At 44.0% G+C, this 26,555-nt stretch carries 32 protein-coding genes; 21 read left to right on the top strand and 11 right to left on the bottom strand.

Annotated features, from left to right (window positions below; all coding sequences use genetic code 11):
- Positions 1-27: 27 nt before the first annotated feature.
- Entirely contained in the window at positions 28-1,440 is a 1,413-nt protein-coding gene (gndA, locus tag ABE28_RS14785; RefSeq protein WP_064463695.1) for an NADP-dependent phosphogluconate dehydrogenase, read from the top strand.
- 77 nt (positions 1,441-1,517) lie between these two features.
- Here the strand turns inward: gndA and ABE28_RS14780 are convergent, their stop codons facing one another.
- Positions 1,518-1,694 (bottom strand): hypothetical protein, encoded by a 177-nt coding sequence (locus ABE28_RS14780; protein WP_064463220.1) that lies wholly within the window; start codon positions 1,692-1,694, stop codon positions 1,518-1,520.
- Between the two features lie 357 nt (positions 1,695-2,051).
- On the opposite strand from ABE28_RS14780, the gene ABE28_RS25100 reads away from it, so the two are divergent.
- Positions 2,052-2,213, top strand: coding sequence for a hypothetical protein (locus ABE28_RS25100; protein ID WP_156775787.1), 162 nt, complete (start codon positions 2,052-2,054; stop codon positions 2,211-2,213).
- A gap of 45 nt (positions 2,214-2,258) precedes the next feature.
- On the opposite strand, the gene zwf is transcribed toward ABE28_RS25100, so the two are convergent.
- Positions 2,259-3,758, bottom strand: a complete 1,500-nt coding sequence (zwf, locus tag ABE28_RS14775; RefSeq protein WP_064463219.1) for a glucose-6-phosphate dehydrogenase — start codon at positions 3,756-3,758, stop codon at positions 2,259-2,261.
- A 231-nt stretch (positions 3,759-3,989) separates the two neighbouring features.
- Between zwf and rnz the strand changes: the two genes are divergently transcribed.
- The 5 genes from rnz to ABE28_RS14750 all read left to right on the top strand — a co-directional run bounded on the left by rnz (position 3,990) and on the right by ABE28_RS14750 (position 8,856).
- Complete coding sequence (rnz, locus tag ABE28_RS14770) at positions 3,990-4,931, top strand: ribonuclease Z (RefSeq protein WP_064463217.1); 942 nt, start codon at positions 3,990-3,992, stop codon at positions 4,929-4,931.
- A 64-nt stretch (positions 4,932-4,995) separates the two neighbouring features.
- Entirely contained in the window at positions 4,996-5,814 is an 819-nt protein-coding gene (locus ABE28_RS14765; protein ID WP_064463215.1) for a squalene/phytoene synthase family protein, read from the top strand.
- A 213-nt stretch (positions 5,815-6,027) separates the two neighbouring features.
- On the top strand, positions 6,028-7,023 hold the full coding sequence (locus ABE28_RS14760) for an ABC transporter substrate-binding protein (RefSeq protein WP_064463214.1): 996 nt from the start codon (positions 6,028-6,030) through the stop codon (positions 7,021-7,023).
- Positions 7,024-7,055: 32 nt separating this feature from the next.
- Positions 7,056-8,087: an ABC transporter permease gene (locus ABE28_RS14755; protein WP_064463212.1), complete on the top strand. Its 1,032-nt coding sequence runs from the start codon at positions 7,056-7,058 to the stop codon at positions 8,085-8,087.
- The gene (locus ABE28_RS14750; RefSeq protein WP_064463210.1) at positions 8,062-8,856 is read left to right on the top strand and encodes an ABC transporter ATP-binding protein; all 795 of its coding nucleotides are present in this window, start codon (positions 8,062-8,064) and stop codon (positions 8,854-8,856) included. Before ABE28_RS14755 ends, ABE28_RS14750 begins: the two co-directional genes overlap by 26 nt.
- A 77-nt stretch (positions 8,857-8,933) precedes the next feature.
- Here ABE28_RS14750 and ABE28_RS14745 read toward each other — a convergent pair whose 3' ends face one another.
- Positions 8,934-9,488, bottom strand: coding sequence for a MerR family transcriptional regulator (locus ABE28_RS14745; RefSeq protein ID WP_064463208.1), 555 nt, complete (start codon positions 9,486-9,488; stop codon positions 8,934-8,936).
- Positions 9,489-9,710: 222 nt separating this feature from the next.
- Between ABE28_RS14745 and ABE28_RS14740 the strand changes: the two genes are divergently transcribed.
- Positions 9,711-10,142 carry a VOC family protein gene (locus tag ABE28_RS14740; protein ID WP_064463206.1) on the top strand — a complete coding sequence of 144 codons (432 nt, stop codon included), beginning with the start codon at positions 9,711-9,713 and terminating at the stop codon, positions 10,140-10,142.
- A 102-nt stretch (positions 10,143-10,244) separates the two neighbouring features.
- Here the strand turns inward: ABE28_RS14740 and proC are convergent, their stop codons facing one another.
- Positions 10,245-11,129, bottom strand: a complete 885-nt coding sequence (gene proC, locus ABE28_RS14735; protein ID WP_373921281.1) for a pyrroline-5-carboxylate reductase — start codon at positions 11,127-11,129, stop codon at positions 10,245-10,247.
- A gap of 474 nt (positions 11,130-11,603) precedes the next feature.
- On the opposite strand from proC, the gene ABE28_RS14730 reads away from it, so the two are divergent.
- Positions 11,604-12,572 (top strand): MBL fold metallo-hydrolase, encoded by a 969-nt coding sequence (locus ABE28_RS14730; protein ID WP_064463204.1) that lies wholly within the window; start codon positions 11,604-11,606, stop codon positions 12,570-12,572.
- A 15-nt stretch (positions 12,573-12,587) separates the two neighbouring features.
- Complete coding sequence (locus ABE28_RS14725; RefSeq protein ID WP_064463202.1) at positions 12,588-13,379, top strand: SDR family NAD(P)-dependent oxidoreductase; 792 nt, start codon at positions 12,588-12,590, stop codon at positions 13,377-13,379.
- 318 nt (positions 13,380-13,697) lie between these two features.
- Here ABE28_RS14725 and ABE28_RS14720 read toward each other — a convergent pair whose 3' ends face one another.
- Positions 13,698-14,096 (bottom strand): GyrI-like domain-containing protein, encoded by a 399-nt coding sequence (locus tag ABE28_RS14720; protein ID WP_064463691.1) that lies wholly within the window; start codon positions 14,094-14,096, stop codon positions 13,698-13,700.
- Between the two features lie 246 nt (positions 14,097-14,342).
- On the opposite strand from ABE28_RS14720, the gene ABE28_RS14715 reads away from it, so the two are divergent.
- Positions 14,343-14,870 carry a hypothetical protein gene (locus ABE28_RS14715; protein WP_064463200.1) on the top strand — a complete coding sequence of 176 codons (528 nt, stop codon included), beginning with the start codon at positions 14,343-14,345 and terminating at the stop codon, positions 14,868-14,870.
- A 351-nt stretch (positions 14,871-15,221) separates the two neighbouring features.
- Here the strand turns inward: ABE28_RS14715 and ABE28_RS14710 are convergent, their stop codons facing one another.
- Entirely contained in the window at positions 15,222-15,881 is a 660-nt protein-coding gene (locus ABE28_RS14710) for a C40 family peptidase (RefSeq protein WP_064463198.1), read from the bottom strand.
- A gap of 415 nt (positions 15,882-16,296) precedes the next feature.
- On the opposite strand from ABE28_RS14710, the gene ABE28_RS14705 reads away from it, so the two are divergent.
- The 3 genes from ABE28_RS14705 (at position 16,297) to ABE28_RS14695 (ending at position 18,381) form a co-directional block, all read left to right on the top strand.
- On the top strand, positions 16,297-17,559 hold the full coding sequence (locus ABE28_RS14705) for a Y-family DNA polymerase (protein ID WP_064463196.1): 1,263 nt from the start codon (positions 16,297-16,299) through the stop codon (positions 17,557-17,559).
- Positions 17,560-17,588: 29 nt separating this feature from the next.
- Positions 17,589-17,924: a YolD-like family protein gene (locus tag ABE28_RS14700; RefSeq protein ID WP_064463194.1), complete on the top strand. Its 336-nt coding sequence runs from the start codon at positions 17,589-17,591 to the stop codon at positions 17,922-17,924.
- Between the two features lie 133 nt (positions 17,925-18,057).
- Positions 18,058-18,381 carry an iron-sulfur cluster biosynthesis family protein gene (locus ABE28_RS14695; RefSeq protein ID WP_064463192.1) on the top strand — a complete coding sequence of 108 codons (324 nt, stop codon included), beginning with the start codon at positions 18,058-18,060 and terminating at the stop codon, positions 18,379-18,381.
- Between the two features lie 40 nt (positions 18,382-18,421).
- On the opposite strand, the gene ABE28_RS14690 is transcribed toward ABE28_RS14695, so the two are convergent.
- The gene (locus tag ABE28_RS14690; protein WP_064463190.1) at positions 18,422-19,333 is read right to left on the bottom strand and encodes an alpha/beta hydrolase; all 912 of its coding nucleotides are present in this window, start codon (positions 19,331-19,333) and stop codon (positions 18,422-18,424) included.
- 131 nt (positions 19,334-19,464) lie between these two features.
- Here ABE28_RS14690 and ABE28_RS14685 point away from each other — a divergent pair, with 131 nt between their 5' ends.
- Positions 19,465-19,725 carry a YqkE family protein gene (locus ABE28_RS14685; protein WP_064463188.1) on the top strand — a complete coding sequence of 87 codons (261 nt, stop codon included), beginning with the start codon at positions 19,465-19,467 and terminating at the stop codon, positions 19,723-19,725.
- Between the two features lie 161 nt (positions 19,726-19,886).
- Complete coding sequence (locus ABE28_RS14680; protein ID WP_064463186.1) at positions 19,887-20,324, top strand: MarR family winged helix-turn-helix transcriptional regulator; 438 nt, start codon at positions 19,887-19,889, stop codon at positions 20,322-20,324.
- A gap of 53 nt (positions 20,325-20,377) precedes the next feature.
- On the opposite strand, the gene ABE28_RS14675 is transcribed toward ABE28_RS14680, so the two are convergent.
- The 3 genes from ABE28_RS14675 to mciZ form a co-directional block, all read right to left on the bottom strand.
- On the bottom strand, positions 20,378-20,803 hold the full coding sequence (locus tag ABE28_RS14675; protein ID WP_064463184.1) for an organic hydroperoxide resistance protein: 426 nt from the start codon (positions 20,801-20,803) through the stop codon (positions 20,378-20,380).
- Positions 20,804-21,021: 218 nt separating this feature from the next.
- Positions 21,022-21,930: an aldo/keto reductase gene (locus ABE28_RS14670; protein ID WP_064463182.1), complete on the bottom strand. Its 909-nt coding sequence runs from the start codon at positions 21,928-21,930 to the stop codon at positions 21,022-21,024.
- A gap of 58 nt (positions 21,931-21,988) precedes the next feature.
- Positions 21,989-22,150, bottom strand: coding sequence for a Z-ring formation inhibitor MciZ (mciZ, locus tag ABE28_RS24600; RefSeq protein ID WP_156775785.1), 162 nt, complete (start codon positions 22,148-22,150; stop codon positions 21,989-21,991).
- Positions 22,151-22,225: 75 nt separating this feature from the next.
- On the opposite strand from mciZ, the gene ABE28_RS14665 reads away from it, so the two are divergent.
- Positions 22,226-22,777, top strand: coding sequence for an NUDIX hydrolase (locus ABE28_RS14665; RefSeq protein WP_064463180.1), 552 nt, complete (start codon positions 22,226-22,228; stop codon positions 22,775-22,777).
- The gene (locus ABE28_RS14660) at positions 22,778-23,956 is read left to right on the top strand and encodes an endonuclease Q family protein (RefSeq protein WP_064463178.1); all 1,179 of its coding nucleotides are present in this window, start codon (positions 22,778-22,780) and stop codon (positions 23,954-23,956) included.
- Positions 23,957-24,197: 241 nt separating this feature from the next.
- Here the strand turns inward: ABE28_RS14660 and ABE28_RS14655 are convergent, their stop codons facing one another.
- Positions 24,198-24,761 (bottom strand): GNAT family N-acetyltransferase, encoded by a 564-nt coding sequence (locus ABE28_RS14655; protein ID WP_064463175.1) that lies wholly within the window; start codon positions 24,759-24,761, stop codon positions 24,198-24,200.
- A gap of 140 nt (positions 24,762-24,901) precedes the next feature.
- Here ABE28_RS14655 and spoIIM point away from each other — a divergent pair, with 140 nt between their 5' ends.
- From spoIIM to ABE28_RS14640, 3 genes are all read left to right on the top strand, one after another.
- Positions 24,902-25,549, top strand: a complete 648-nt coding sequence (spoIIM, locus tag ABE28_RS14650) for a stage II sporulation protein M (RefSeq protein ID WP_064463173.1) — start codon at positions 24,902-24,904, stop codon at positions 25,547-25,549.
- Between the two features lie 119 nt (positions 25,550-25,668).
- On the top strand, positions 25,669-26,127 hold the full coding sequence (gene fur, locus ABE28_RS14645; RefSeq protein ID WP_061144437.1) for a ferric iron uptake transcriptional regulator: 459 nt from the start codon (positions 25,669-25,671) through the stop codon (positions 26,125-26,127).
- 196 nt (positions 26,128-26,323) lie between these two features.
- Complete coding sequence (locus ABE28_RS14640) at positions 26,324-26,554, top strand: YqzK family protein (RefSeq protein WP_370662551.1); 231 nt, start codon at positions 26,324-26,326, stop codon at positions 26,552-26,554.
- The last annotated feature ends 1 nt before the right edge of the window (position 26,555 follow it).

Genomic DNA, 26,555 nt, shown 5'->3' with positions numbered 1-26,555 from the left:
AAAGATATAGAGAAGGGAAAGATGGTCATGACAAAACAACAGATTGGTGTTATCGGACTTGCAGTAATGGGTAAGAATCTTGCGTTTAATATCGAGAGCAGAGGCTATTCGATATCCGTTTACAATCGTTCAGGTTCAAAAACGGATGACATGATGAAGGAAGCGGAAGGCAAAAATGTAAAGGCTGCATATACGCTTGAAGAATTCGTCGATTCATTGGAAACACCACGCAAAATCTTGTTGATGGTTAAAGCCGGCGCGGCCACGGATGCAACCATCGAACAATTAAAACCGTTACTTGAAAAAGGTGATATCGTCATTGATGGCGGAAATACGTTCTTCAAGGACACTCAACGCCGCAATGAGGAATTAAGTCAGCTTGGCATCCATTTCATCGGTACAGGTGTCTCAGGCGGGGAAGAAGGAGCGCTTACGGGTCCTTCCATCATGCCTGGCGGTCAAAAAGAAGCATATGAACTGGTTGCACCGATCTTGAAGGATATTTCGGCTAAAGTAGATGGCGATGCTTGCTGTACGTATATCGGGCCGGATGGAGCAGGCCACTATGTGAAGATGGTACATAACGGTATCGAGTATGGCGACATGCAGTTGATTTCCGAATCTTATTTCCTCATGAAAAATCTTCTTGGACTTACTGCTGAGGAATTCCATGAAGTATTTACCGAGTGGAATGAAGGGGAACTTGATAGCTATCTCATTGAAATCACTGCTGACATCTTCAAAAAGTATGATGAAGAAACCGGGAAGCCGATGGTTGATGTCATTTTAGATAAAGCTGGCCAAAAAGGAACCGGGAAATGGACAAGCCAAAGTGCACTTGATCTTGGTGTACCGCTGCCAATCATTACCGAATCCGTATTCGCCCGTTTCATTTCGGCCATCAAGGACGAGCGTGTCGAAGCGAGCAGAATCCTGCGCGGTCCAAAGGCGGAGAGCTTTACAGGCGATAAGAAGGCCTTGATCGAAAGCATTCGTAAAGCACTTTATATGAGTAAAATCTGTTCCTATGCACAAGGCTTCGCACAAATGAAAGCAGCGTCGGAAGAAAATGATTGGAACTTGCAATATGGTGACATCGCGATGATATTCCGTGGCGGCTGCATCATCCGTGCACAATTCTTGCAAAAAATCAAGGAAGCGTATGATCGTGAAGCCAACCTGAACAACCTGCTGCTTGATCCTTACTTCCAAGGAATCGTTGAAAGCTACCAAGGGGCTTTACGTGAGGTTGTCTCGACAGCGGTGATGAACGGAGTTCCCGTTCCTTGTCTTTCGTCAGCACTTGCTTATTTCGATAGCTACCGTACTGAAACGCTGCCAGCCAACTTAATTCAAGCGCAGCGCGATTATTTCGGAGCCCATACGTACCAACGCATCGACAAAGAAGGTACATTCCATACCGAATGGATGGAAAAATAACTCCTTTTTAGACGGCTTTTGTAAAGGAAGCGAGACGCACGTAAAAAAGAGAGGACGCCAAGCGGCGCCCTCTCTTTTCATGATCTCCGATGCTCTACAAGGTCAATGACCCCTAACACAACATGTGCCAAACCGAAACCAAAGACGGTATTGGCGACCATTTTGTTTGAGCCGCGAGTCTGCTTCATTGCATAACCCGCTGCTGTTACGGCTGTCCCTAACGCTGTTGGAATTAATCCTTCACGAATGTCCATCGTTTAATCCCTCCACATCGAAGTATTGGTGCCGTTTCATTATGAAGCACCCGTCTTAGTGTAACCTCTGCAAGACCGTACCATTCCAGTCCCAAAAAGCAGATCCATGCATCGTTGTAGATAACGGGAGTATGCACAAGATCCTGCAGGTTCGTGACCAAGTTTTCTACTGGTCGAACATGGTGAAAATGGGAATGATCAAAGAAACTTCTCCCTTTTTAATGGAAAATATAGTATGATATACCTCATGCTTCCCATTTAGGTTTGAACACCAACATAACAAGGAATATAAACATGTAAAGCTAAGGACGGAATTCATGATAAGTCGGCAGTCAAGAGAGAAGGAGCGGGTTGAACATGTTTATCATCTGGTTGGCTATTGCCATATTTTTATTTTTTATTGCTTTAGAACTTGGTGTTTCTTATTGGCTCAATTCCGAAATGGATGAAGAACTGTCTAAATCTAAGGAAATGCTTCATACGATCCGGGAGAAGTTAGTCAGGAAGCGTGTATCATGAATGAAGAAGGGGATGCAGGGTTAACTCTGCATCCCCTTCATTTATTTAATTGCTCTCGGTTGTGTCTTTCTTGATTTGCCACCAAATATGTCCGTCATCAGCTAAAAGTTCATCGGATGCAAGCGGACCTGTAGACCCTGCAGCGTAGTTCGGGAAAGACTCTTCTTTCGTGTGTTCCCATGCGTTGGAAATCGTATCGACAAACTTCCATGAGAGGGCGACCTCGTCCCAATGGGTGAAGTTTGTAGCATCTCCGCGCATGCTATCGAACAATAGCTTTTCATATGCCTCTGGGGAATTGATGTGCTCGATCCCCTTGTTGGAGACTGTCAGCTTCATTGGCTTCGTATTCGAAGTCGTCCCGGATTTCTTGACATTTAAGTATAATGTGATGCCCTCATCTGGCTGGATATTGATAACGAGCAGGTTCGGGTTCAAGGTTTCTTCCGTTTTGTAATACAGATTCATCGGGATATCTTTGAATTGGACAACGATATTCGTCGACTTTACATCCATTCTCTTGCCGGTGCGAATATAAAAAGGAACACCTGCCCATCTGAAGTTATCAATCAGCAATTTCCCGGCAACATAGGTTTCTGTATTGGAATCAGGATTCACGTTATGTTCATTGCGGTAACCTGGCAGTGTTTTCTCGTCTACTGTTCCTTCCCCGTACTGGCCGCGGATGAAGTATTTATCGACTTCATCGACCTTCATCGGCCGAAGCGAGCGCAATGCCCGTACTTTTTCGCTGCGAATCTCTTCCGTCGTCAAAGCGATCGGAGGCTCCATCGCAAGCAAGGCCACCATCTGGAGCAAGTGGTTTTGGACCATATCCCTAAGGGCACCGCTCGTTTCATAATAACGGCCGCGTTCTTCAACGCCAAGCGTCTCACTGGAAGTAACCTGGATATTGGAGATATACCGGTTATTCCAAAGCGGTTCGAATAGCGCATTCGAAAAACGGATGACTTCTATGTTTTGAACCATTTCTTTACCTAAATAATGATCGATACGGTATATTTCATCTTCGGCGAATGCCGTGCGTATTTGTTCATTCAATTTTTGGGCCGTTTCAAAACTGTGCCCAAATGGTTTTTCAATGACCAGGCGCTTATATCCTTTCGATTCAGTCAGGCCTTGCGCTTTAATCTGTTCGGCAATCGTTCCGAAAAACTCAGGCGCCATCGCTAAATAGAAAATGCGATTGCCTTCCAATTGATACTGCCCGTCCAATTCCTCGGCAATCCCCTTTAACTGCAGATATGATTCTGAGCTCGATACGTCATGAGAATGATATTGGAAATGTGAAATGAATTCATCGACTTTTTCCTCCGCGTGTCCGAACGTAAGGATGGAATCTTTGACGCTCGATTGAAACTCCTCGTTTGTCAAGGATCTCCTTGCTACGCCCACGACGGCAAATTTATTGATTTTTTCTTTTTGAAAAAGTCGATATATGGAAGGAAACAATTTCCTTTTTGCCAAATCTCCAGTAGCACCAAAAATCATGATCAATGCCGTTGGTTTATTATTTTCTGTCATGTTAAAACCTCAACTTTCCGTTAATTCTATATCTAAAGTTGGAATTCCCGTATGTGTACCAATTTCTAATTTTACGGTTAGCTTTCCCTCAAAGCAATCAATTTGCGCATTTTTTATCATATTTCATAAAATGTTTTATCTGATTAAGTTTTTTGTCGGTCATAAATGAAAGAACCGACATGGTTATGCTATAGTTAAGCTATTAACGTATTTGCAACGGAGGTAGTATCAGTGGATTTTGTTTTATTGGGTACAGGTGCCGGCGTTCCCGCCAAGGCGCGGAATGTGACGTCAATCGCCCTGCAATTATTGGAAGAACGCGGGACCGTTTGGTTATTCGATTGTGGTGAGGCAACACAGCACCAAATTTTAAAAACGGCTGTCAAACCGCGAAAGATTGAAAAGATTTTCATCACCCATTTACATGGTGATCACATCTTCGGTCTCCCTGGCCTGTTAAGCAGCAGATCTTTTCAGGGCGGGGTGGATAAATTGACCGTATATGGTCCGAAAGGGCTTGATGCTTATATCAAGACAAGCTTACTTGTGAGTGGCACTCATTTGAAATACCCATTGGAAATCGTCGAAATCGAAGAAGGCATCGTGTTCGAGGACGGACAATTCACCGTGACGGCCATGCCGCTTGATCATGGCATATATAGCATCGGTTACCGGATTAGAGAGAAGGACCGTCCAGGAAGCCTGCTCGTTGACCGGCTCCATCAAGCGGGTGTGAAGCCTGGTCCGCTTTTTAAAGCATTGAAAGATGGACAAACGGTCCAACTCGAGGATGGCCGTGTCCTGAACGGGAAAGATTATCTAGGCACTCCGCAAAGGGGGCGGATCATCACGATCCTTGGGGATACAAGAGTGTGCGACAATGCCCTCGTACTTGCTGATTCGGCAGATTACCTTGTTCATGAAGCCACATTTTCTGCAGAAGAAACGGAAATGGCCTCTAGCTATTACCATTCGACAAACGCCCAGGCGGCAACGACGGCCTCGAAGGCAGGCGCCAAGCATTTAATCCTTACCCATATCAGCTCGCGGTATAGCGCCGAGGATTCGGAGCGGTTAAAGAAGCAAAGCGAGGCAATATTCAAAAACACCATCATGGCAGAAGATTTAATGACGATTAAAATTCCATTATATGCAGAGAAAGAGGGAAGCTGAAATCAATACGAATGTTTGATATAATGAAACAACTGTTCATTGGATATTTAAAGGAGTGTAACCTATGACTGACCAAAGCAACCTACATACTAAAGCAATGGATTTTCTCTTAAAAACAAGCCGGACTTTCTTCATTCCGATTAGCTATCTTCCGAAAGGATTACAAGAGGCGATCGGAGCTGCCTACCTGTGCATGCGTGCCATAGATGAGATCGAGGATCATCCAGGCCTTCCTGCAGACAGTAAGGTTTCCCTATTACAATCCCTAAGCAACCTGCTTAAGGCGGATTACCGTGAAGAACAGCTTCAATCATTATTCACGCCATATAAAGATGATCTGCCCGAGGTGACCTTGCTTTTAGCTGATTGGATTCAATATTGTCCTCCAGGAGCGAGAGCCAAGGTTTTGGAGTCGACACGGGAGATGGCAGAAGGCATGGCAAAATGGGTTACGAAGGATTGGCAAATCCATGATGAAGAAGAGCTTGATGATTATACCTATTATGTTGCAGGTTTAGTTGGCGTCATGCTGTCTGATATGTGGAATTGGTTTGATGGAACCGTAACGGATCGTAAACTTGCCATCGCATTTGGCCGTGGGCTCCAAACGGTCAATATTCTCCGTAACCGGGAGGAAGATGCCGAACGTGGGGTTAATTTTTATCCTGATGGCTGGGGATTCGAAGAGATGCTCTCCCATACGGAACGTAATTTAGCATTAGCGGATGCCTATATTGCAGAGATAGAAACGAAAGAAATCATCCATTTTTGCAAAATCCCCTTGGAATTAGCAAAAGCTACATTGAAGGCATTAAAAGAGGGCAAAGAAAAAATTGATCGTGCCACTGTAACCGACATCGTGAACCAAGTTGTTGAACATTGACCATTCCAAAAAAAAGCTGCCGTGAAAAGGTGAGATACCCTTTCACGGCAGCTTTTTTTGGATAATTCATCTGATAACTCAAAAAATTCTAAAAAGTTAAAAAATATATTGGAATAATTGGGACTAAACGATTATAATTTAGGACATAAACGTGAAAAAGCTGGCGTGATTGGAAGTACATGTTCTTAAATAAGTAAAAAGCGGGGGGAAAATATGAAAAAGAAATTATATTCGACTTTAGCCATGACCTTAGTAGCAGGGATGGCATTGGCAGGCTGCGGGAGTGACAAGGAAAAAAATACGGCAAAGGAAGGAAGCAAAACGGATACTTACAACATCGGGGTGACCCAAATCGTTCAGCATGATTCACTGGATCAGGCGTATGAAGGATTCAAGGCCGCTTTGAAGGACAATGACGTCAAGGCCAAGTATGACCTTCAAATCGCGCAGGGCGATCAAAACAACAATCAGACGATTGCTAGTAACTTTGTTGGCGATAAGGTTGACTTGATTTTCGCCAATTCGACTCCAAGTGCCCTAAGTGCCTTGAATGCGACAAAGGATATCCCTATCGTGTTTACATCGGTCACCGACCCTGTGGCGGCTAAGCTCGTTACTTCTTTGGACAAGCCAGGCGGGAATGTAACGGGGACGACGGATTCACATCCGGAAGCGATTGCCAAATCGATGAAATTCCTGGCGGAAGAACTTGGGGCAAAGACGATCGGGACCGTTTATAACACAGGGGAGCAAAATTCCGTCGTCCAAATCAAAAACGTGAAAGTGGAAGCGAAAAAAGCCGGATTGAAGGTCGTGGAAGCTTCGGTTTCGACTTCAGCGGACGTTAAACAGGCAACGGAATCATTAATTGGCAAAGCGGATGCTTTCTATATCATTACCGATAATACCGTAGTCTCGGCACTGGAATCGGTCATTTCGGTGGCAAATGACAAAGATATCCCGTTGTTCGTTGGCGAGCTAGATTCCGTGAATGCCGGCGGCTTCGCAGCCTATGGCTTCAGCTACTTCGATATTGGCTATGAAGCGGGACAAAAAGCGGTTGAAATCTTGAAGGATGGTAAAAAACCTGGAGATATCGCGGTTCAATATCCACAAAAGCTGAAATTGGTCATTAATGAAAAGGCAGCAAAAGAAATGGGTGTTGAAATAAAAGAAGAATGGAAAGCAGATGCTGAGTTTGTAAAATAAACTCTGCTTTTGTTCAGGGAAGGAAGAAGAACATGCCTACAGCCTTATTCAATTCTTTTGAGTCGGGAATGATTTACGCGATTATGGCGCTTGGTGTCTATTTAACGTTCAGGATCCTCGACTTTCCGGATTTGACAGTCGAAGGGAGTTTTGTGACTGGTGCCTCAGTCGCCGCCATAATGATCGTTAATGGCTTCTCGCCGATCCTGGCCACCTTCTGTGCGATGGTGGCCGGCTTCATCGCTGGGACCATAACGGGGCTTCTGCATACGAAGGGGAAAGTCAATCCGCTCCTGGCAGGTATTCTGATAATGATCGCCCTCTACTCCATCAATTTAAGGATCATGGGTGCATCCAACATCCCGTTGCTTTCCCAGACGACCATTATCACGAAAATCCAGGACGCTTTTGCTGGCACTGGATTGGACAATATGTTGAATGGACTTTTAACGATGATGGGCCTTGGTGATAGCCTGCCGAAAACGTGGTCGATATTGATCGTCATGCTGATCGTCGTTGTAATCATTCAAATGGGGATGTCCGCATTTTTAAAAACGGAAATTGGTCTTGCTTTACGAGCGACGGGGGATAATGAAGCGATGGTCAACAGTTTTTCTGCCCATACTGGCAGCATGAAGGTCTTGGGACTCGCTATCGGGAATGCCCTGGTCGCCTTCTCTGGTGCCCTCGTTGCCCAATATAACGGCTTTAGCGATATTGGAATGGGGATAGGCATCATTGTCATCGGCTTGGCCTCCGTCATCATTGGTGAAGCGTTATTCGGTGCAAAAACGATTGCCCGTGCAACGCTTGCGGTGATTGGGGGAGCAATCATTTACCGAATCGTCGTCACTTTGGCCCTTCGGGTGAAATTCTTTGATACAGGTGATGTTAAATTGATTACGGCACTTATTGTGATTGGAGCACTTGTCATTCCGAAAATCTCCGATAAACAAAAGGAAAAAAGCCGGAAGAAAAAGCGCCTCAAGGAAATTCAAACCCGCCATGCGGGGTCTTTATCGAAAGGGGGGGATGGATATGCTTCAGTTAAATCGGATTTATAAGGTCTTCAATGAAGGGACACCGGATGAGAAGCTGGCCCTTTGTAATCTGGATCTGCAAATGAAAAAAGGCGAATTCGTAACGGTCATCGGAAGTAACGGTGCCGGGAAATCGACGTTGATGAATATGATTTCCGGTAAAATTCTCCCTGATGCCGGTGAAGTCTTCATACATGGCGGGAACGTTTCGGCAATTGAGGAGCATGCCCGTGCCAAGATGATTGGCCGTGTGTTTCAGGATCCGATGCTTGGCACGGCCCCGCATATGACAATTGAAGAAAATATGGCCATTGCTTATGGCAGGACCAATAGAAGAGGTCTAGGCTTCGGCGTGACCAAAAAACGGAAGGAGCTTTTTAAAGAAAGTTTGGCTACCCTCCATTTAGGATTGGAAACCCGGATGACTGCCAAGGTCGGATTATTATCAGGAGGTGAGCGTCAGGCATTATCATTGTTGATGGCAACCTTTACCGATCCGAAGATATTGCTTCTTGATGAACATACTGCCGCTCTGGATCCCTCCAGGGCGGAGCTTGTAACAAACTTGACGAAGGAAATCGTCGAAAAGAACCAATTGACCACCTTGATGGTCACCCATAATATGCAGCAGGCAATCGATCTTGGAAATTCCTTGATCATGATGGATAAGGGACAAATCATTTTTGAAGCCAGAGGGGTTGAAAAGCAGAAGCTTACCGTTGAAAAACTGCTTAACGAATTCCAACGGATCAAAGGCGAGAAAATGATCAATGACCGTGCCGTGCTGATCTAAGGTAAAAAGAAAAAGGCTCGACCCAAGGGTGAAACGAACCTAGGGTCAGGGCCTTTTCATTTTTTCTAAAACGCGACTTAATCGCTGTCTGCCGTGCTCCATGAAGTAGAATCGTCCTTTCTGCCAATGCCGAAAATCGTTTTCATGAACGGTCTCTTTTTCGTTTTTTTAGTGACGGCGGCTTCTTCAGCAGCGATGAAGTAATCAAACGGCGGAATGGTTGGCGTTTCTAAAGCTTCGATTCGAGCTTCGAGTTTTTTTACGAGTTTGTGCATCTCTTCCATTTCACTTCTGTGCTGTAAAAGTTGATAAGATACCACATCATCGGCTTTTGTTTTCAAACCATTTTCAAGCCGGACGATCCGTTCCAGCAGTTGTTCATGTTCTTTCGTCATTTCAGTGTGTTTCTGAACGGTTGCTTTTCTGATCTTACTCTCTGATATGCTGACCTTTTGGAGAATGATCCCTTCGTTCAGCTGATTTTGGATTTTTCTTAACAAGGCAATGTCTTCCTCTGAAAACTGGTAGTGGCCAAGCTGATTCCGTTCTACTTCCATGTTCAATTGGCTAACCCAACGTTGGATCGTACTATGGGAAACATTCAGTAACCGGGCAACTGCACTTGTATTCATCGAAATTCCCCCTTTTGGTTGTTGAATTCGATAAGAAAGAAACAAATCCTTTACAGTTGACAAAACTTGTATCCATTCGGCAAAGAAAGTGGATTTCCTACGTAATTTGCATGAAGATCTATGGGGCGACGCCAAAGGGATGTACATGCTGCCCCGTACCGAAAAAGGGATATGTACTTTTGATGTCGAATTACCATTTGAACCGAAAAAAGGAGGAATATCATGAACAGGATCAACCTTATCACGTTAGGCGTAAAGGATATAAGTGAATCTCTAACATTTTATCGGGATGGATTGGGGTTTCAGACCTCGATTCAAGACGATGATCCTGCCATTGTTTTTTTCAATAATGCGGGAACGAAACTTGCTTTGTACCCATTGGAGGAGCTGGCGAATGATATCAGCACGGAGAAACCGCTGAAGCGGGGGGGATTTTCGGGCATCACGCTTGCTTATAATGCCAAATCGGTTGAAGAAGTGCATGAGGTGATGAGTAAGGCTGAAAAAGCCGGTGGAGTAATCGAGAAGTCACCCCAAGATGTGGAGTGGGGGGGATACAGTGGGTATTTTTCCGATCTTGATGGGTACTATTGGGAAGTGGCGTATTCGAAGGATTGGCGTTTTGACGAAAAAGATATGCTGATCATAGAGTGAGCGTCCCCTACTAAAATGGTTGCCATGCATCACGAAAAGGGCTGATGCCTTGCGGCCGCTCCCTATGAAGGGGGGGCCAGACATCAGCCCATTACCCAATGCTTACTGGGGGACGACATATTTGGCAAGTTCTTTGCTTATTTGGTCACCCATTCGCTTCGATTGCTCAGTCGCTTCTTGTACACAGGCAATGAAGGCTTCCTGCACTTGATGGGCTTGAAGCTCTTTCAATCCTGCTTCAGTCGTTCCGCCCGGTGACGTTACTTCCTTTCTGAGTACGGCTGGCGTTTTAGGCGATTTCTGCAACATGTCGGCTGCGCCCAACAAGGTCTGAAGAATCAATTGCTTCGCCGTTTGGGAATCGAGACCAATTGTTTCGGCTGATCTTTCCAATGCTTCGACCAAGTAATAAATATAAGCTGGACCGCTTCCTGATAAGCCTGTAACCGCATCGAGCTGATTTTCTTCAACGATTGCGACCGTCCCTACCGTTTCAAAAAGGGTGATCGCCGTTTGTAATTGCGACTCCTTCGTATGGCCATTTGCGGCAAGGGCCGTTGCTGATTTTCCTACTGTCGCCGATGTATTCGGCATGGCACGGACGATGGAGAATTGCTTGTTGGCGATTCCCTCCAAGCTTGATGTGTGAACTCCGGCCACTACGGAAAGCAACAGCATTTCTTCACGGATATATCCTTTTATTGATTGCATCGTTTCAAGAATGTCCTTCGGCTTCACTGCAAGGACGACAAGGTCGGCATCCTGCAATAATGGCTGCAGCGATCTTGTGGTCGTGACGCCGTATTGCTCCGCTAAATAATTGAACCTGTCATCATTTCTTTTATTCGTTACGAAAATATTGGCAGGCTGTATCACCCGTTGCGTCACCAGCCCCGAAATGATTGCTTCTGCCATCGAACCAGCCCCGATGAATGCGATTTTCTTCATGATCTCCGCTCCTATTCCTTCTAAAAATAATTCTTTCATAAAAACAAAAAGACCCCTCATCCTATAAAGGACGAAAGGTCTCGCTTCCGTGGTACCACCTTTGTTCAGCGTTCCGAATAAACAGGAAGGCTGCACTCGTATCCTCTAACGCGGGATTTACGTCAGGTTTTCCTGAAGGCTCATAAGGTAGGTTCAATCATGAGAGGGCGATGAAGCCTTTCAGCACATACCGGGCTTCATTCTCTTTACACCATCAATAGATTTACTTGGCCTTAATCAAAGCCATGCCGTCTTTAATTACTTGTGATTATGAAGGATAAATCGGTACTCTGTCAATGATAATATATGCATCGACATCAAAAATTAGACATGAATTATGTGAAAATAATGACAGTGTTAATAAAAATATGTAAAATGGTAATTATACAATGAATTTCTTGTAATGTGTACTAAGAATTTGGTTTGATGCATAAAAAATTTTATATAAATATAATTTTTAAGGTGGAAATATTTATGGTGAAATGGAATGGAGATATTGCAAAAATTGCTTTGCCCACACCGTTTGCAGTGGGTGATGTAAATGTTTATGTAGTGAAAGGGGATGCATTGACCCTTATAGACACTGGCGTTAAAACAGAACGATCAAAAGAAGCGTTGACTCAGGGACTTGCGGCTTTGGGCCTGGAATTGTCCGATATCGAACAAATCATTTTGACACACCATCATCCTGATCATGCTGGCGCACTCGATTTCTTTGCAAAGGAAATCCCGGTTTATGGGCACAAAAACAATCAGCGCTGGCTGGACATTAGTGACGATTTCCTTGAAAGCCATAATCGTTTCTTTCTTGATTATGCCGCGAAGTTTGGAGTGGCTGAAGAATTGAAAAATAAATTGACCCATCATCGCGACGAAATCGGTTTTCTCAGTGAACGAAAGCTGCGGGGATATTTGGCTGAGGGTGATGAACTCCCTGGTCTTCCGGGCTGGAAAACAATCGAGACTCCTGGGCACGCGCAAAGTCACTTATCTTTTTATCGGGAAAGTGACGGTGTCATGATTGCGGGGGATCACTTGCTTGCCAAAATTTCACCTAATCCATTGATGGAACCGCCGATTCTTCCGGGAGGCAATAGACCGCGGCCGTTACTGCAATATAATGCTTCACTTCAGAAGTTATTGGATTTTTCCATATCTACCGTCTACTCCGGACATGGAGATGAAGTGAAAGGCGATGCCGTGGCGGACCTCATTCAATACAGATTCGAGCGGCAGCATAATCGGGCGATGCAGGTGAAAGGAATGCTTTATGACAAGCCATTATCGGTTTTTGAGGTGTGTCAGCAGTTGTTCCCGAAAGTATATCTTCAGGAAGTGGGCTTGACACTTTCTGAAACGATCGGTCAGTTGGATTATTTGGAAAGTCTGGGTGAAGTCGAAACGGAAATCCAAGCTGGGGTCATTCTCTATTCCATCGCTTAAAGGAGGAGCAACTTTTTGAAAAACTTGCAAGGGAAAGTAATCGTGATTACCGGTGCTTCCGGAGGGATTGGCAAGGAAGTGGCTATCGATGCGGCAAAGCGGGGCGGCCGTCTTGTTCTCTTGGCGAGAAGCCTTGATAAATTAGAACAGGTAAAGAGTGAGTTAACCACTCAATATGGAATTGATGCATATGCTTGTAAGCTTGACGTATCAGATACAGATCAGATTGCCGCTGTCTTTCATCACATTCATACGCAAATAGGTGAAGTGGATGTATTGGTCAATAATGCTGGCTTCGGGACATTCAAAGAAGCGCAGGATACGGAAATCGACGAAACGAAAGCGATGTTTGCCGTCAATGTGATAGGATTAATGGCCTGTACAAAGCAAGTCCTTCCCTATATGAAGCAGAGAAGATCAGGGCATATCATCAATATCGCTTCACAGGCAGCTAAAATTGCCACTCCTAAATCAACCTTATATTCTTCGACCAAATTTGCCGTACTTGGCTATTCAAACGCTCTTCGGCTCGAGCTGATGGAAGATCATGTTTATGTGACCACCGTCAACCCGGGCCCGATAGAAACGAATTTCTTCGACATTGCCGATGAATCGGGTACATATGTAAAGAATATTGAAAAATTCATGCTTAAGCCTGAGAAAGTCGCGACTGAAATTGTCAAAGCGATGCTCACCAATAAAAGGGAAATCAATCTCCCTGGCTGGATGGATTTAGCGGGTAAATGGTATACCCTGTTTCCGGCAATCACCGAATTTTTTGGAAAAAAAGCATTTTTTAAAAAATAACCCCATGTACAGGATTCGGACATAACGCTTGGATACTATCTGGGGATTCAGTTTATAGATAAAAGGGTTTCGAAATGAAATGTTTTCATTTTGAAACCCTTTTTTTAGCCATTTATAGTGATGCCGTCATACAAAAATGGAAAGCATAAGTGGAAATCGATGCTCACTCTTCCTTAGTATACGTGCCCCTGGACAGCGCCGCAGAAGGCGTCGGAGGCACAAGGGAGGGCCCACAAGGACTGCCCGCGGGCCTTGCATATGAAAGGAACGTCTTTAGTGCAAACCTCCGTTTTTCGTCATTGGTCACATACAAGCACACTATCTTAATGCTATGTATACTTCAATTTCTCCATTAGGGCTATATTTCTCAAAATCAAATGAGTATGCCCTCTCCAATGTGCCTGCTTCCTCACGGGCCCATATTTCCTTCCAGGTGTCGTAGACCCCATGTTCCTTTGTTGTATCGACATTGAAGATTTCATATTTTGCGTTATTCAGGATTTTCAATGAAGGTTCCCCAGCATCATCTTCAACGGTTATACTTAATGAATAATCACCTTTATAGTCACTTTCATAATTATGATATACAGCGTAGGTAATCACTTTTTGATTATCCAGAAGACCAGAGGCCTCCTGCCATAAATCTGTAATCTTTTGCATCAAATGTTCGTCATTAAAATTATTTGTCCGAATACTGTTCATGATTTTTAATTTCACGCGTTTCCTTCCTTTCAAAATCAAAATGTACTACCTACTAATTCTATAAAACATGCCAATTCCCTTCTTTCCATGGGCTGCATCGTTACGGATGCATTGATAAAACCGTACGATTGCCATTATCCTTTCAAAAATGTGATTTCACCCAACCAAAACTGACACTTTTTTTGGGGAAGGGTCATTTATTCAAAATGAATTGGTAACCATTCCATGGTGGATTGCGTCTATTTCTTAGGAGGGATTTTCATGAAGAAGATGGTAAACCTTTACCTGTATGTGCTGATCGCCTGTATGCTGGGGAGCTGTCAGCCCTCCGAGTGGAACAAGCGGGAGGGCATTGATAAGGGAGAAGAAGGCTTCCTTACAGATCTCGATGATGAAAGACTTCTGATTAAAGGGACGTACTATAAGGTGACCCATGATACATATATTCAAAATCAACATGGTAAGCATCTTGATTATTCCGAGTTAAAGGTCGGGATGAAAGTGAAACCGTGGCACAGGGGCGAGGCCACGAAATCATTTCCTGGGAAAGCGAATGCGAAATTAATTCTTGTTTTGACGGACGAGGAAAGCGCAGCCGAGCAACGAGCGGTGACTGCTGCCCTAGAACATGTCAGGGAAGCTGAAAGTCAGCGCTTCATCGTTCTTGGAGTCACCCATCTGCCATCGGAGCATGTGTACACGATCGAAATGATGAATCGTTCCAATATGGATGCTTCTTTCATGGTCATTGTAGAGGATGTAACGGATGAGATTTTGTATATAAAATAGTTCTTGATGAACTAGCCGGTCATGTTAATAGGTTTGAGAAGGTCAAAAATGACGGCACATGTCATACCATGCGGATTAGGGATGTTCATCGTGAACTCATTGCGATTGATGGCGGTTCATACGAAAATGCACCCTTCATGGGTCTTTTCTTTCGTTCAGTTTATTAAAATAACAGCTATGTGCACTTAAGGGGATATGAAAGCGGACGACGTTGAGCCCTCTTTCTTTCGGTCGCTGATCCATGATAATCAGCTGTAACGAAACCATAAATAAAAAAAGGAACCGGACAGATGATTCCGTCCGGTTCCTTGAGTGGTGCTTCGCTCATAAGTCGAGCTCGCATCCTGGGGTTTATAAAGTTTTTGCACCTAAATATCTTGGTTTCCAATAAGAATTATCCATATCCGTAATGGTTACTCCTTTTGATGTCGAAGCCTGAATGAATTGACCATTTCCGATATAAATCCCAACGTGTGATACGCCTGTTCTCCCTGAAGAAGTATCGAAGAATACAAGATCACCTTTAGACGGTGACGATACTTTTAAACCTGTATTGGAATAAAGCAAGGACGTGGTACGAGGTAAGGTGATACCTTGTGACTTTTGGAACACGTAATAGATGAAGCCGGAGCAATCGAATCCAGCCGGAGTCGTTCCGCCCCATTTATATGGTTTGCCCATTAAGGTTTTTGCATAGTTAATCATGCTTGTGTTATTGACATTATAAACACCAAGTGCATTGAATGTGCCTCGGCCGGCAATTCCGTCGGCCGTTAGTCCTTTAGCTTTTTGGAATTTCTTTACCGCTGATGTGGAATAGGTTCCATAGTATGTAGTCAGTGAACCTGAATATGTGAAGTAACCTTTGGTTTTTAATAGTTGTTGTAGTTGTTTGACATCGTTATTTGTCATTCCGGGTCTGAGGGTTTGGTCTCCAATATTAGCAAAGGCTTGCAGCGGGGTTAGCATCATGGCAGAAGCGACAGCAGCTGAAGCGATCCATTTCTTCATTGTTTTCATTTCCTCTCTATCTATCTCACGATTCTTCTTAACAATATTATCCTACAATACCATTATGACAAATAGACATATTTTTGATTACAATTTCATTACAAAAAATAAGCACAAAGACCATGTGAATGACGGTCTAAAGTCTATTGATATCAAAAGTGAATAAAATGATGAAGTGGGCATTTAGATTCATTTTTAACTATTCAAGCTACGAATTGATCGATTGTGAAAAAACTATATGGATATACAGAGAAATACTGGGTTTTTATCTATTTTTAGGGTGAATCTATTTTTTTGAGGAAAATGCAATAAAAAGTAGAAATTCGGTTGAAAACTTCCATTGAATAAGAACGTATATTCGTTTAAAGTAATGAATACAATAAAAGCGAACATATATTCTTGTTAGGGTGAATGGATGATGGATTATGGAACGATGCCGAACCAATCAATTATGTGTATCGATATGAAAAGCTTTTACGCAAGCTGTTCAGCGGTCATGCTTGGCTTGAATCCGCTCGAGTGTTATCTGGCGGTGGTTGGTGATTTGCAGAGGACGGGAAGCATTGTGCTTGCTGCTTCTCCAAAGATGAAGAAGGAATTTGGCATCAAAACGGGTTCGCGGATGTTTGAGATTCCGGATGATCCAAGGATTTTCGTCGTTGAACCGAAAATGGCGACTTATTTAAGGGTCTCGACGGAAATCACGCGACTGTTCAACCGTTATGTGCCGAAAGAAGCCATTCATGTGTATAGTGTCGATGAAAGTTTCGTGAAAGTCGATGGGGCCGCTTCTTTATGGGGAGATGCCCGGTCGATAGCTGAAAAGATAAAAGATGAGATCGAAAGGGAATTACAGCTCCCCTGCGCCATAGGGATTGGTCCTAACATGCTTATGGCTAAGCTTTGCTTGGATTTAGAAGCTAAGCATGAAGGGATTGCGGAATGGAAGTATGAGGATGTACCAAACAAGCTTTGGTCGATTTCCCCGCTTCGTGAAATGTGGGGAATTGGCAGGCGTGTGGAAAAAACCCTTAATGGAATGGGGATATTCACGGTTGGGCAGCTTGCCAATTATGACCTTCAATTACTTGAAGCGAAGTTTGGAATTATGGGCAATCAGCTTTATCACCATGCGTGGGGAGTAGATTTATCGGATATGGGTGCACCGATCATCGAGGGACAGGTGAGCTTTGGCAAAAGCCAGATCCTGCTGCGGGATTACAAGGAGGAGCATGAAATCAAGCAGGTGATGCTGGAGATTTGCGAAGAAGTTGGAAGAAGGGCACGCACCCATCACAAGGCAGGAAGGACGGTCAGCCTGGGCATTGGTTACAGCAAGGATGAATTTGGCGGGGGCTTTCAGCGCTCCCGTTCGATTAGCGAACCGACCAACATTACGATGGAGCTGTATAAAGTTTGCCTGGAGCTTTTCCGTGAGAACTATAAGAAGCAAAAAACGGTTCGGAGCATAGCGGTCACACTCTCGAATATTGTCGATGATAACGAGATGCAGCTGGCTTTATTTGATACGTCGCGCTGGAAGAAGCGGGAGCTGAGTTACACGGTTGATCGAATTCGCCATAAATATGGGCACAAAGCGTTATTGCGTGCCGTTTCGTACACAGAAGCGGGTACAGCCGTTTACCGAAGCAGGCTGCTTGGCGGACATAAGGCATGAGGCTGGAATTTTGAAGGGAGGAAAAAAGAATGATTCAAGATCGAGGCCGTATCAAATGGACATCAATGATGTTGCCGGAGCATGTGAAGATGCTGCGTGATTGGGTGGTGGAGGATGGTTATGAAACGAAGCGCATCCTTGATGAGCAGCAACTGGAAGAAATGAATGCCGTGATGGGGGAGGCGATGGAGGAGAGAAAGGATGTCACGGTTGCACATTATGAAGGAAACCGGTATCAGCTGCTAATTGGCAGGATTCATTATTATAATGAACTCACCCAAAAACTCCATATCGTCGATCATTTTCAGCAGGCCCACTATATCAAGCTTTCTGATATAGCGGATGTGAGGATAATGGAAGGCTGATGCGGAAGGACCGCCTCTTTTAGAGGGCGGCACCTCGGCAATAAAAACATCAGTGAAGCAGGCAAATTCATTAACAGCAGCATGCTTATCGTTTATAATGGGAGCATGCAAAGACATCGGGAGGCATGTGATCATGTATATTGAATGGACGGAAAGAGCGGCAGGGAAAATAGCCGATAAGCTAGAAGGACAAAAAGGGCATTTACAGCTGAAATATGACACGGAGGGCTGCGGCTGCGTTGTAAGCGGTGTGACGGCATTATGGCTGGTCGACGAAGTGGAAGAAGGGACGGAAAAGGTGGAAACGAACGGTATCCCGCTATTCGTGGAAAAATCAAAAATGATTTTTCTCGATGAAAGCATGAAAATAGACTTCGTGCCGGAAGCGAACAGTTTTCAGTTAAAAAGTCCGAATCAAATCTTGAACCCAAGAATGAGCTTTTTTAACAAAATGTAAAGGAAGAAAAGAGGGAGTTTTAAATACCCTCTGTTTCCTTTCAGCTGCTTTTCAGACAAGTTTCTAGAAACTGATCGATTTGAGCTTCATATTCTTGCGGATTTTCATTATAAGATTGAGCATGGGCCCCTTTTTTAGCGATGTACAGCTGCTTTGGGCCCTCTTTTGCTGCATATAATTCGATCGTCATCGAAACGGGAATGAAGGTGTCCTGTTCACTATGAATGAAGAGCACCGGGCTGCGGATGTTTTTAATATATTCAATCGGGGACACTTCATTGGTCCAATATCCGTCCCGGAGTTTGATGAACATGCGCCCAAGCGGAAATACGGTCCATGAAGGAATGGGGATTTCAGCTTTGAGCTGATGTTGGATCTGATCCTCGAAATTCGAAAATGGACAGTCGGCAATGTAAAAGTCAGCTCCATCTTCAAGCATCCCGGCATATAAAAGCAAGGTTGCGGCCCCCATGGACTCCCCGTGAATGCCAATGGTAAGGTCGGGGCCTTTACGCCGCTTCAATTCATCGATTACGGCCTTCAGGTCGAGTTTCTCATAATGTCCATAGCTGCTCGTCTTGCCACCGGAATCCCCGTGTCGACGGTGATCATAAATGATCGTATTAAAGCCCCGCTTAAGAAAAATATTCATATACTTAATCGAATTGACTTTGTTTTCCGTCACACCATGAGAAATGACGACCCACTTGTTGGTGTCATGCGGTTCGACAAACAAGCATTTCAATGAATAGCCCGAGGGTGAGGATACCCAGATATCCGTTTTGGGCAGATTATCAAAATCCTCCCTGATCAGACGTTTGGCCGTGATTTCCCGATTTTGAATGAAAGCATCTTCTTTCTTTTTCATGTACATGATCCGATTGGAGAAATAAAGGCCGACGCCGATGATATAAGTCAGAATCCCAACTAATGCAAGCCACCATTTTTTCATGAAGGATCCCCCTCGTTTGATTTTCTTTATTTTACCACGAGAGAAATGGGAAAACACGGTTTGAAAACCGTAACGGGAAAAACGGCAATCATGATATAATCAGGTCATAATAAGGGCTAGGAGGTTTAAGGATGAAAAAGAAACAGCCACAAAAGCAAAATTCCAGTAAAAGCCAAGAAAAGGATTCATCATCATTGAAACTTGGCGATATGCTTAATCAGGATATCATGTCCCAGCTTCGTCAAAAGCAACAAGAACTGAATGCGGCGGAAGTTGAGAAAAAGGCGGCGGAAGAAGAAAAGAAACGCGCAGAAAGAAAGCAGAGGGAGAAGAATAAATCATTCGAAGAACTACTGGGCGAAAGCAATCTGAACTGGAAGAATTATAAATAGAGACAAAATGGAGCAGTCCCTATTTTCCGGATTTTTCAAAACCGAAGGAGCTGTCATTCATCCATCAGGATATCCCTTTATTTTATAAAGCAGAACGATTATAGTAAAGATAAGTTCCGATCGGATGAAGCTCGGACTGACTAAGACTAGCTGGTGATACGATGCAAAATAAACTGGAAAATGTGCTTGAAAATCAATTATGTTTCCTGCTTTATGCAAGCTCAAGGGAAATGACGAAAAAATATAAACCGCTGCTGGATAAACTTGAAGTGACGTATCCTCAATATCTCGTTCTTCTCCTGCTGTGGGAACAGGATACACTTACGGTCAAGAAACTAGGGGAGCTACTGGCCCTTGATTCAGGAACGCTTACCCCGATGTTGAAACGAATGGAGCAGAATGATTTGATTGTCCGAGAACGTTCCGCCCAAGATGAACGTTCGGTCATGATTTTGCTGACTGAAAAAGGACGCGGCTTGCAGGCAGATGCCTGCTTCATTCCCGATCGCATTTCAGCTATATCTGGCGAAGATAAGCGGGTGGTCGAGGATTTGAAAGCTTCGTTGCTGCATCTACTGAAAACTTTACAGCAATTTTAAAGAAAAACGCTTCGGGTGAGACTTCACCCGAAGCGTTTTTCTTGTTGGATATATTAATCTACATCGATTTCAATGGTGACGTCGACATTGCCATTGATTGCTTTTGAATAGGGACACATTTGATGGGCTTTATGAACGAGAGCTTCAAACGTGTCTTTATCGATGCCCGATCCTTTCACAGCTAAGGTGACAGCCAAGCTGTACTGATGCATCTCACCCATCAATAAACTAACGCTGGCAGTGACCTTTGAATCGAATGAAACACGTTCGACTTTACCGACTGATTGCAAAGCACTATCGAAGCATGCCGCATACCCAGCAGCAAATAGCTGTTCAGGATTGGATGCTTCAGGCATCTGTTTCGCCCTCGGTGTTCCAGGCATCGCAATATCAACCGTGAAGTTACCATCTGCAGAAATGGCCGTTCCTTCTCTTCCGCCATCAACCGTTACAGATGTAGTAAATAATGTTTTAGTCATTGTTATTCTCCCTCATCCTCATATTTTAATTGTGCACAACTGAATTGTACAACATTAATTTGGCGATGGCAATCAAAAAGATCGAATGATTTCATCAGCCAGGTTAGAGATGTTCGAGCTAGGAAACGCAGGCCGCGCAATAAGAAGGCAAGCGGAAATAAGCTGCCCCTCCCGTTGGCTAAACGTGTGGAGGGTGCAGCCTATTCCAATTGTTTTTGTCATTCGCGATGACTTTCATATCGGCTCGCTTTGGTCAGCTGCTTCAGGATGTCAAGCTCGGTTTTTGACAAGGAAGGGCTGCTGGCGGCCTGGCAGTTTTCACGGAGCTGCTTTACTGAGCTTGCTCCTGAAACAACGGCAGCGACACTTGGATGTGACAGTGTATATTGAAGTGCCGTTTCATTCAATTTCCGATTGGAAAGCTTGTCCTTTAATTGCGGAAGCAAATCTTTCAGCTCGTGATAGCTATAATCAAGGTATCCATCCTCATTTGCCTTTTCAAGCATTTTCTCGCTAAGCAAGCCCTTCGCAAGGGGACCGCGTGCGATGATGCTGATTTGTTTGTTTTCCAAAAGGGGCATCCACTCTTCCGGTCGGCGGTCGAGCAGACTATACTGCATCATTACGGAATCAAGCTCGGACGTTTCAGTGAATTCCTTGATCACGTTCGGACGGATCGAGGATATACCATAGTGGCGAATATAGCCTTGCTTTTTTAGCTCTTCGAACGCTTCTACCGTTTCTTCGATATTATCTGCCATGGTTCCTCCATGCAGCTGGTAGAGATCGATGTAATCCGTTGCGAGCCGCTTTAAGCTATCTTTTACGGCCGCTTTGATATAAGTGGCAGAAGGGTCCCAAGACCAGGAATCTTTATTTTCATTCCAGCGGTTTCCAACCTTGGTGGCTATGTAGACCTGTTCGCGGACCGATTTTAAATTCCTCCCGACAATTTCTTCATTCACACCGAAATCATATAAATCTGCGGTATCGAAATAATTGATCCCTTCATCTAAAGCGGCTTGTATGATTTCGGATGCTTGTTTTTCATCAGTCCCCAATGACATGCATCCGAGCCCGATTTCAGAAACGAGCAAATCTGAATGACCAAGTCTGCGTTTTTTCATATTATCCACTCTCCCTTTACGTTCATTGTAAAGGAGAAACCCATTTCACTCAAAGAATTCACTTGATCCTTTTTAAAGGGGGATGGGGACCCTGGCGGCCCATGTCGGCAATCCAATCATTGATATAGACATATTGATCTTGCATTTGTTTTAGTTTTTGTATGATCTCCCAGCTCTTTCCGGATAAAGTAACGCTTTTTTCCAGTACATAAATCTTCATTAAATCGCCCTCCATCTCTATTATGGTAAAATGTATGAGAAATCATGCTGCAATTAGAACAGAGGAGTGTTCAGAATGAAAAAATTTGAAGAAAAAACGCTGTCTTCGGAAAAAATCTTCACAGGAAGGGTAATCAGCCTGCAAGTGGATGAAGTGGAGCTTCCTGATGGAAAAACGAGTAAACGTGAAATAGTTAAACATCCGGGCGCGGTTGCCATCATAGCACTTACGGCAGACAATAAAATCATCATGGTTGAACAGTATCGTAAAGCGCTGGAACGAAGTTTGATCGAAATTCCTGCCGGAAAGCTGGAAAAAGGCGAGGAGCCGGTTTTGTCAGCAGAACGGGAGCTGGAAGAAGAGACCGGCTATGAATGCGAAAAAATGGAGCACATCATTTCCTTTTACACGTCGCCAGGCTTTGCTGATGAATTGGTCCATCTTTATGTGGCCCACAATTTGAAAAAGAAAGAAAATGCTGCACCGCTGGATGAAGATGAATTTGTCGAGCTGATTGAGCTTACGCTCGAGGAGGCCGAAAACCATTTACTTGAAGGGAAAATCCAAGATGCCAAGACGGCATATGCCGTTCAGTATCTGCTGCTGAAAAAGGCGATGAATTCTTAAATGAAAGAGTGCTACGCTGACCTCCATATCCATATAGGCAGGACGAGAAGCGGGAAGGCCGTGAAAATAACCGGTGCTAAAACATTGACCTTCAATAGCATCCTGCAGGTGGCAAGTGAGAGGAAGGGCCTTGATTTAATCGGGATCATCGATTGCCATTCACCAGAAATAATCCAAGAAATCGAAGCGGCAATTGTGGATGGGAAAATCATCGAGAAGAGTGAAGGGGGTCTTCTTTACAGGGAAACAACCATCATTCCCGGCTCGGAGATTGAAATCTATGATCAGAATTGCAAGGGGCCAATCCATGTTCTTGCCTACTTTCCCACCTTAAAGGCGATGAAGGAATTCTCCGCATGGATGAGCGGCCATGTTAAAAACATCACATTAAGTTCACAAAGGATTTATTGTGAGGGAAAGACGCTGCAAAAAATCGTAAAGTCACTCGGCGGCCTGTTCATTCCAGCCCATGTTTTCACCCCGTTCAAGAGCTTATATGGAAAAGGGGTGCGGTCAAGTCTGAAAGAAGTATTCGATGCAGAGCTAATTGATGCCATCGAGCTTGGTCTGAGCTCGGATACAGAAATGGTCAAGGATATCGCGGAGTTGGAGTCTTATGTATTCGTGACGAACTCAGATGCCCATTCACTTGGGAAAATCGCACGAGAATATCAAAAAATCCAGCTTGAGGAACCAAGCTTCGCTGAGCTGGAAAAAGCGCTACAAGAAAAAGGAAATCGTAAAGTGGTCGCCAATTATGGATTGAATCCCCTATTGGGGAAATATCATCAAACCGTATGTTCCGCATGTTTCCGTGAGGTATTGAACATAAGTGGACCATGTACCGAATGCGGGAATGAATCAATCATAAAAGGGGTATCCTCGCGCATCCAGGAACTGTCGAAAGTAAAAAGGGATGATGGATTCAAAAGGAAAAGACCGCCATATATCCATCAAGTGCCACTCGACTTCATCCCAGGGCTCGGACCTAAATCCATGGAAAAACTGCTTGAGGCATTTGGGACCGAAATGAATATCCTTCATAAAGTTACGCTCGAACAGCTTAAGGCCATCGTGCCTGATAAGCTGGCCGGCTACATCGATGCAGCCAGGAAAGGGACGCTTATCTTGGAAGCAGGGGGCGGAGGGAAATACGGGAAGGTCAAAAAGGAAAGCTGAAGAGCATGAGGGGCAACCTGAAGGAGCTGCTGTCTGTAAATTGCAGGCGGCAGCTTTTTTAGATTCCATTGACTAGCTAAAAGCGACGGGTAAGCTCCTGAATTATGGATGAGCGGTTGCCTGTAGTGAAAGGAACGTTGTTACTTATCATGAACGGAAGTACCCTATGGGATAGACTCTCTCGAAGTATGATCCCATAGGGTACTATCTTTTTAGAGATTGCTAAGCTTCCTGGCATTTTTTAATTTGTCGTTTTCGCATAGACCGAGGTGCTCCGCACATCCTTGCCATCCGCACTAAGGCTGTCATTATGCAAAATTCCTTCAAGCGTGTACCCTAACTTCTCGGGAATTCGTTTGCTGGCAATATTGTTGGGATCACAGCGAATTTCCACCCGCTTTGCTCCATAGTGGTAAAAAGCGAACTTTGTCAATTTTTCTATCGCTTCCGTTATGTATCCTTTTTTACTGTACCTCGTATCAATCCAATAGCCGATTTCGAATTTAGGGATGGTCCAATCAATTCGGTGCAGGCCGGTTGAACCAATGAACTGGTCGTCTTCTTTCCTATAAATAAGCAACCTGATATCCTCTTTTAAAATAAAGTCCGCAAAGGATTTCAACACGTTCCGCTCGGAAATATCCACTGACGCCTCTTGATGGGCGAATGGCAGCCATTGTTTAAGTTCATGTTCAGAATGGATGATGGCCTCGTAAACATCAAGGCCATCCCCTGGCTGACAGGGCCTTAAATATAATCGCGGGGTTTCGATCTTTTCTGGGAAATCCATTAATATCGCTTTCATAACCTACCTCCATCTCATGATTATGGAAAATTATAGCACGGATTCCATTTCGGATGTCCGTTTACAACGAAAAGTTTTTCTTAGCATAAATGAGAGAGTGAAAACATAGATTCTAGTAAGCGGAGTTGGGAGGATGAAAGATGAAAAAAAAATCTGTCGTACAAAATGCCGTAATGAAACATATTAACGAACATTCCTCATTATATGTCTTTATCACCGTGCTTTTTTTGATGGGTGTCATTTTTGGAGCGGTTCTTGTGAATAGTTTGAGCTTTACCCAAAAGGAGGACTTGTTCTATTATTTATCGCAATTCTTCGGACAAGTATCCAAAGGTGAATTTGCCTCTTCCCATGATATGTTCACCCAAAGTATCATGCATAATATAAGATATATTGGCGTCATCTGGATATTAGGAATATCGGTCATCGGCTTGCCGGTCATTTTGGTTTTATTATTCATAAAAGGGATGGTAGTCGGCTTCACCGTCGGTTTTTTGGTCAACCAAATGGGATGGAGTGGGTTCTTATTATCTTTCGTCTCCATTCTGCCTCAAAATATCTTCATCGTGCCGATTTTCATCGTGATAACGGTCCTTGCGGTGTCACTGTCGATGAAAATGATCAGCAGGATTTTCCTTAAGCAGGTTCGTGAGCCGCTGAAGCCAATCATATCAAGGTATATTTTCTCGTTGATCCTGTCTGGTTTGTTTTTGGTAACGGCTGCTGCATTTGAAGCGTACCTATCACCTTCCTTAATGAAAAACGTCGTGAGTCTATTGGGTAATTGACGAAAATTTGCCTTTATCGCAAATTTTTTTATCATTAACAAGAAATCTATTTTGACAGTTTTCCCTCATTTGATATAATGGATAAGATAGCGGCGCGGGAGGGAATATTAGGTATGGAAATAGAAAACAGAATCGATAGGATAAAAAAGCAGTTGCACTCGTCCAGCTACAAATTAACGCCTCAGCGAGAAGCGACCGTCCGCGTTTTACTTGAGCACGAAGAGGATCATTTAAGCGCAGAAGACGTTTACCTCCTTGTCAAAGAAAAGTCGCCGGAAATTGGATTGGCAACAGTATACCGTACGCTAGAGTTGCTGACTGAATTGAAAATAGTGGATAAAATTAACTTTGGAGACGGGGTTTCCCGTTATGATTTAAGACAAGAAGGAGCTGCGCATTTCCATCATCATCTTGTTTGTGTGGAATGCGGTGCGGTGGATGAGATTCAGGAGGACTTACTTGAAGACGTGGAATCCATCGTTGAACGCGATTGGAACTTCAAGATAAAAGATCATAGATTAACCTTTCATGGCATTTGTCATCGATGTCATGATAAACAAGAAAATAAAGGTGAATGAAGACGGACCTTTTCCATTTACTGGAGAAGGTTTTCTGCGTTTAAAAAAGATACAAAACCGATTCCTGTTACGGACATCCGTGCAATAGGGGTATCGGCAAAGTAAAGGCGGTTTTTTCCTTCCCCGTATCGAAACACGTATAAATCTTGTCCTGTTGGGCATAGATTGATACAAGGGATGAAATGGGAGGGGAAAGATGATGAAAACATCTTTATCGCTTGTGTTACATACGGCAAAAGTGATGGTGCTCTTCGTTAGCTTCACTGTTCTTTTTTATATAGGAATGGTATGGTTAAATCAGGAATATCAAAGTTATCATCGTTATGATGAACCGAAAGGGATGGCCGTGAAAGTATCGAAGGCCGTAGATACGGGTGATGATGCATGGCTGGAACGCTTAATGCTGTTTTATTTAAACGGGGAGTAAT

Origin of the sequence: Peribacillus muralis (assembly GCF_001645685.2) — a bacterium.
Taxonomy (GTDB): Bacteria; Bacillota; Bacilli; order Bacillales; family DSM-1321; genus Peribacillus; species Peribacillus muralis_A.
Note: the sequence above shows the minus strand (reverse complement) of the source record. Positions and strands in the feature narration are given on the sequence as shown.

Bases quoted from the DNA above. Each gene is read 5' to 3' on its own strand.
- ABE28_RS14705 (WP_064463196.1), top strand. From the start codon at position 16,297: ATGATGGATTATGGAACGATGCCGAACCAATCAATTATGTGTATCGAT.
- ABE28_RS14745 (WP_064463208.1), bottom strand. From the start codon at position 9,488: ATGAATACAAGTGCAGTTGCCCGGTTACTGAATGTTTCCCATAGTACG.
- ABE28_RS14695 (WP_064463192.1), top strand. From the start codon at position 18,058: ATGTATATTGAATGGACGGAAAGAGCGGCAGGGAAAATAGCCGATAAG.
- ABE28_RS14690 (WP_064463190.1), bottom strand. From the start codon at position 19,333: ATGAAAAAATGGTGGCTTGCATTAGTTGGGATTCTGACTTATATCATC.
- ABE28_RS14655 (WP_064463175.1), bottom strand. From the start codon at position 24,761: ATGAAAGCGATATTAATGGATTTCCCAGAAAAGATCGAAACCCCGCGA.
- ABE28_RS14730 (WP_064463204.1), top strand. From the start codon at position 11,604: ATGGTGAAATGGAATGGAGATATTGCAAAAATTGCTTTGCCCACACCG.
- ABE28_RS14760 (WP_064463214.1), top strand. From the start codon at position 6,028: ATGAAAAAGAAATTATATTCGACTTTAGCCATGACCTTAGTAGCAGGG.
- ABE28_RS14710 (WP_064463198.1), bottom strand. From the start codon at position 15,881: ATGAAGAAATGGATCGCTTCAGCTGCTGTCGCTTCTGCCATGATGCTA.
- gndA (WP_064463695.1), top strand. From the start codon at position 28: ATGACAAAACAACAGATTGGTGTTATCGGACTTGCAGTAATGGGTAAG.
- ABE28_RS14700 (WP_064463194.1), top strand. From the start codon at position 17,589: ATGATTCAAGATCGAGGCCGTATCAAATGGACATCAATGATGTTGCCG.
- mciZ (WP_156775785.1), bottom strand. From the start codon at position 22,150: ATGAAGATTTATGTACTGGAAAAAAGCGTTACTTTATCCGGAAAGAGC.
- zwf (WP_064463219.1), bottom strand. From the start codon at position 3,758: ATGACAGAAAATAATAAACCAACGGCATTGATCATGATTTTTGGTGCT.
- ABE28_RS14675 (WP_064463184.1), bottom strand. From the start codon at position 20,803: ATGACTAAAACATTATTTACTACATCTGTAACGGTTGATGGCGGAAGA.
- ABE28_RS14670 (WP_064463182.1), bottom strand. From the start codon at position 21,930: ATGAAAAAACGCAGACTTGGTCATTCAGATTTGCTCGTTTCTGAAATC.
- ABE28_RS14765 (WP_064463215.1), top strand. From the start codon at position 4,996: ATGACTGACCAAAGCAACCTACATACTAAAGCAATGGATTTTCTCTTA.
- ABE28_RS14740 (WP_064463206.1), top strand. From the start codon at position 9,711: ATGAACAGGATCAACCTTATCACGTTAGGCGTAAAGGATATAAGTGAA.
- ABE28_RS14755 (WP_064463212.1), top strand. From the start codon at position 7,056: ATGCCTACAGCCTTATTCAATTCTTTTGAGTCGGGAATGATTTACGCG.
- ABE28_RS14685 (WP_064463188.1), top strand. From the start codon at position 19,465: ATGAAAAAGAAACAGCCACAAAAGCAAAATTCCAGTAAAAGCCAAGAA.
- spoIIM (WP_064463173.1), top strand. From the start codon at position 24,902: ATGAAAAAAAAATCTGTCGTACAAAATGCCGTAATGAAACATATTAAC.
- ABE28_RS14715 (WP_064463200.1), top strand. From the start codon at position 14,343: ATGAAGAAGATGGTAAACCTTTACCTGTATGTGCTGATCGCCTGTATG.
- ABE28_RS14665 (WP_064463180.1), top strand. From the start codon at position 22,226: ATGAAAAAATTTGAAGAAAAAACGCTGTCTTCGGAAAAAATCTTCACA.
- ABE28_RS14660 (WP_064463178.1), top strand. From the start codon at position 22,778: ATGAAAGAGTGCTACGCTGACCTCCATATCCATATAGGCAGGACGAGA.
- ABE28_RS14680 (WP_064463186.1), top strand. From the start codon at position 19,887: ATGCAAAATAAACTGGAAAATGTGCTTGAAAATCAATTATGTTTCCTG.
- proC (WP_373921281.1), bottom strand. From the start codon at position 11,129: ATGAAAGAATTATTTTTAGAAGGAATAGGAGCGGAGATCATGAAGAAA.
- ABE28_RS14780 (WP_064463220.1), bottom strand. From the start codon at position 1,694: ATGGACATTCGTGAAGGATTAATTCCAACAGCGTTAGGGACAGCCGTA.
- ABE28_RS14640 (WP_370662551.1), top strand. From the start codon at position 26,324: ATGATGAAAACATCTTTATCGCTTGTGTTACATACGGCAAAAGTGATG.
- ABE28_RS25100 (WP_156775787.1), top strand. From the start codon at position 2,052: ATGTTTATCATCTGGTTGGCTATTGCCATATTTTTATTTTTTATTGCT.
- ABE28_RS14750 (WP_064463210.1), top strand. From the start codon at position 8,062: ATGCTTCAGTTAAATCGGATTTATAAGGTCTTCAATGAAGGGACACCG.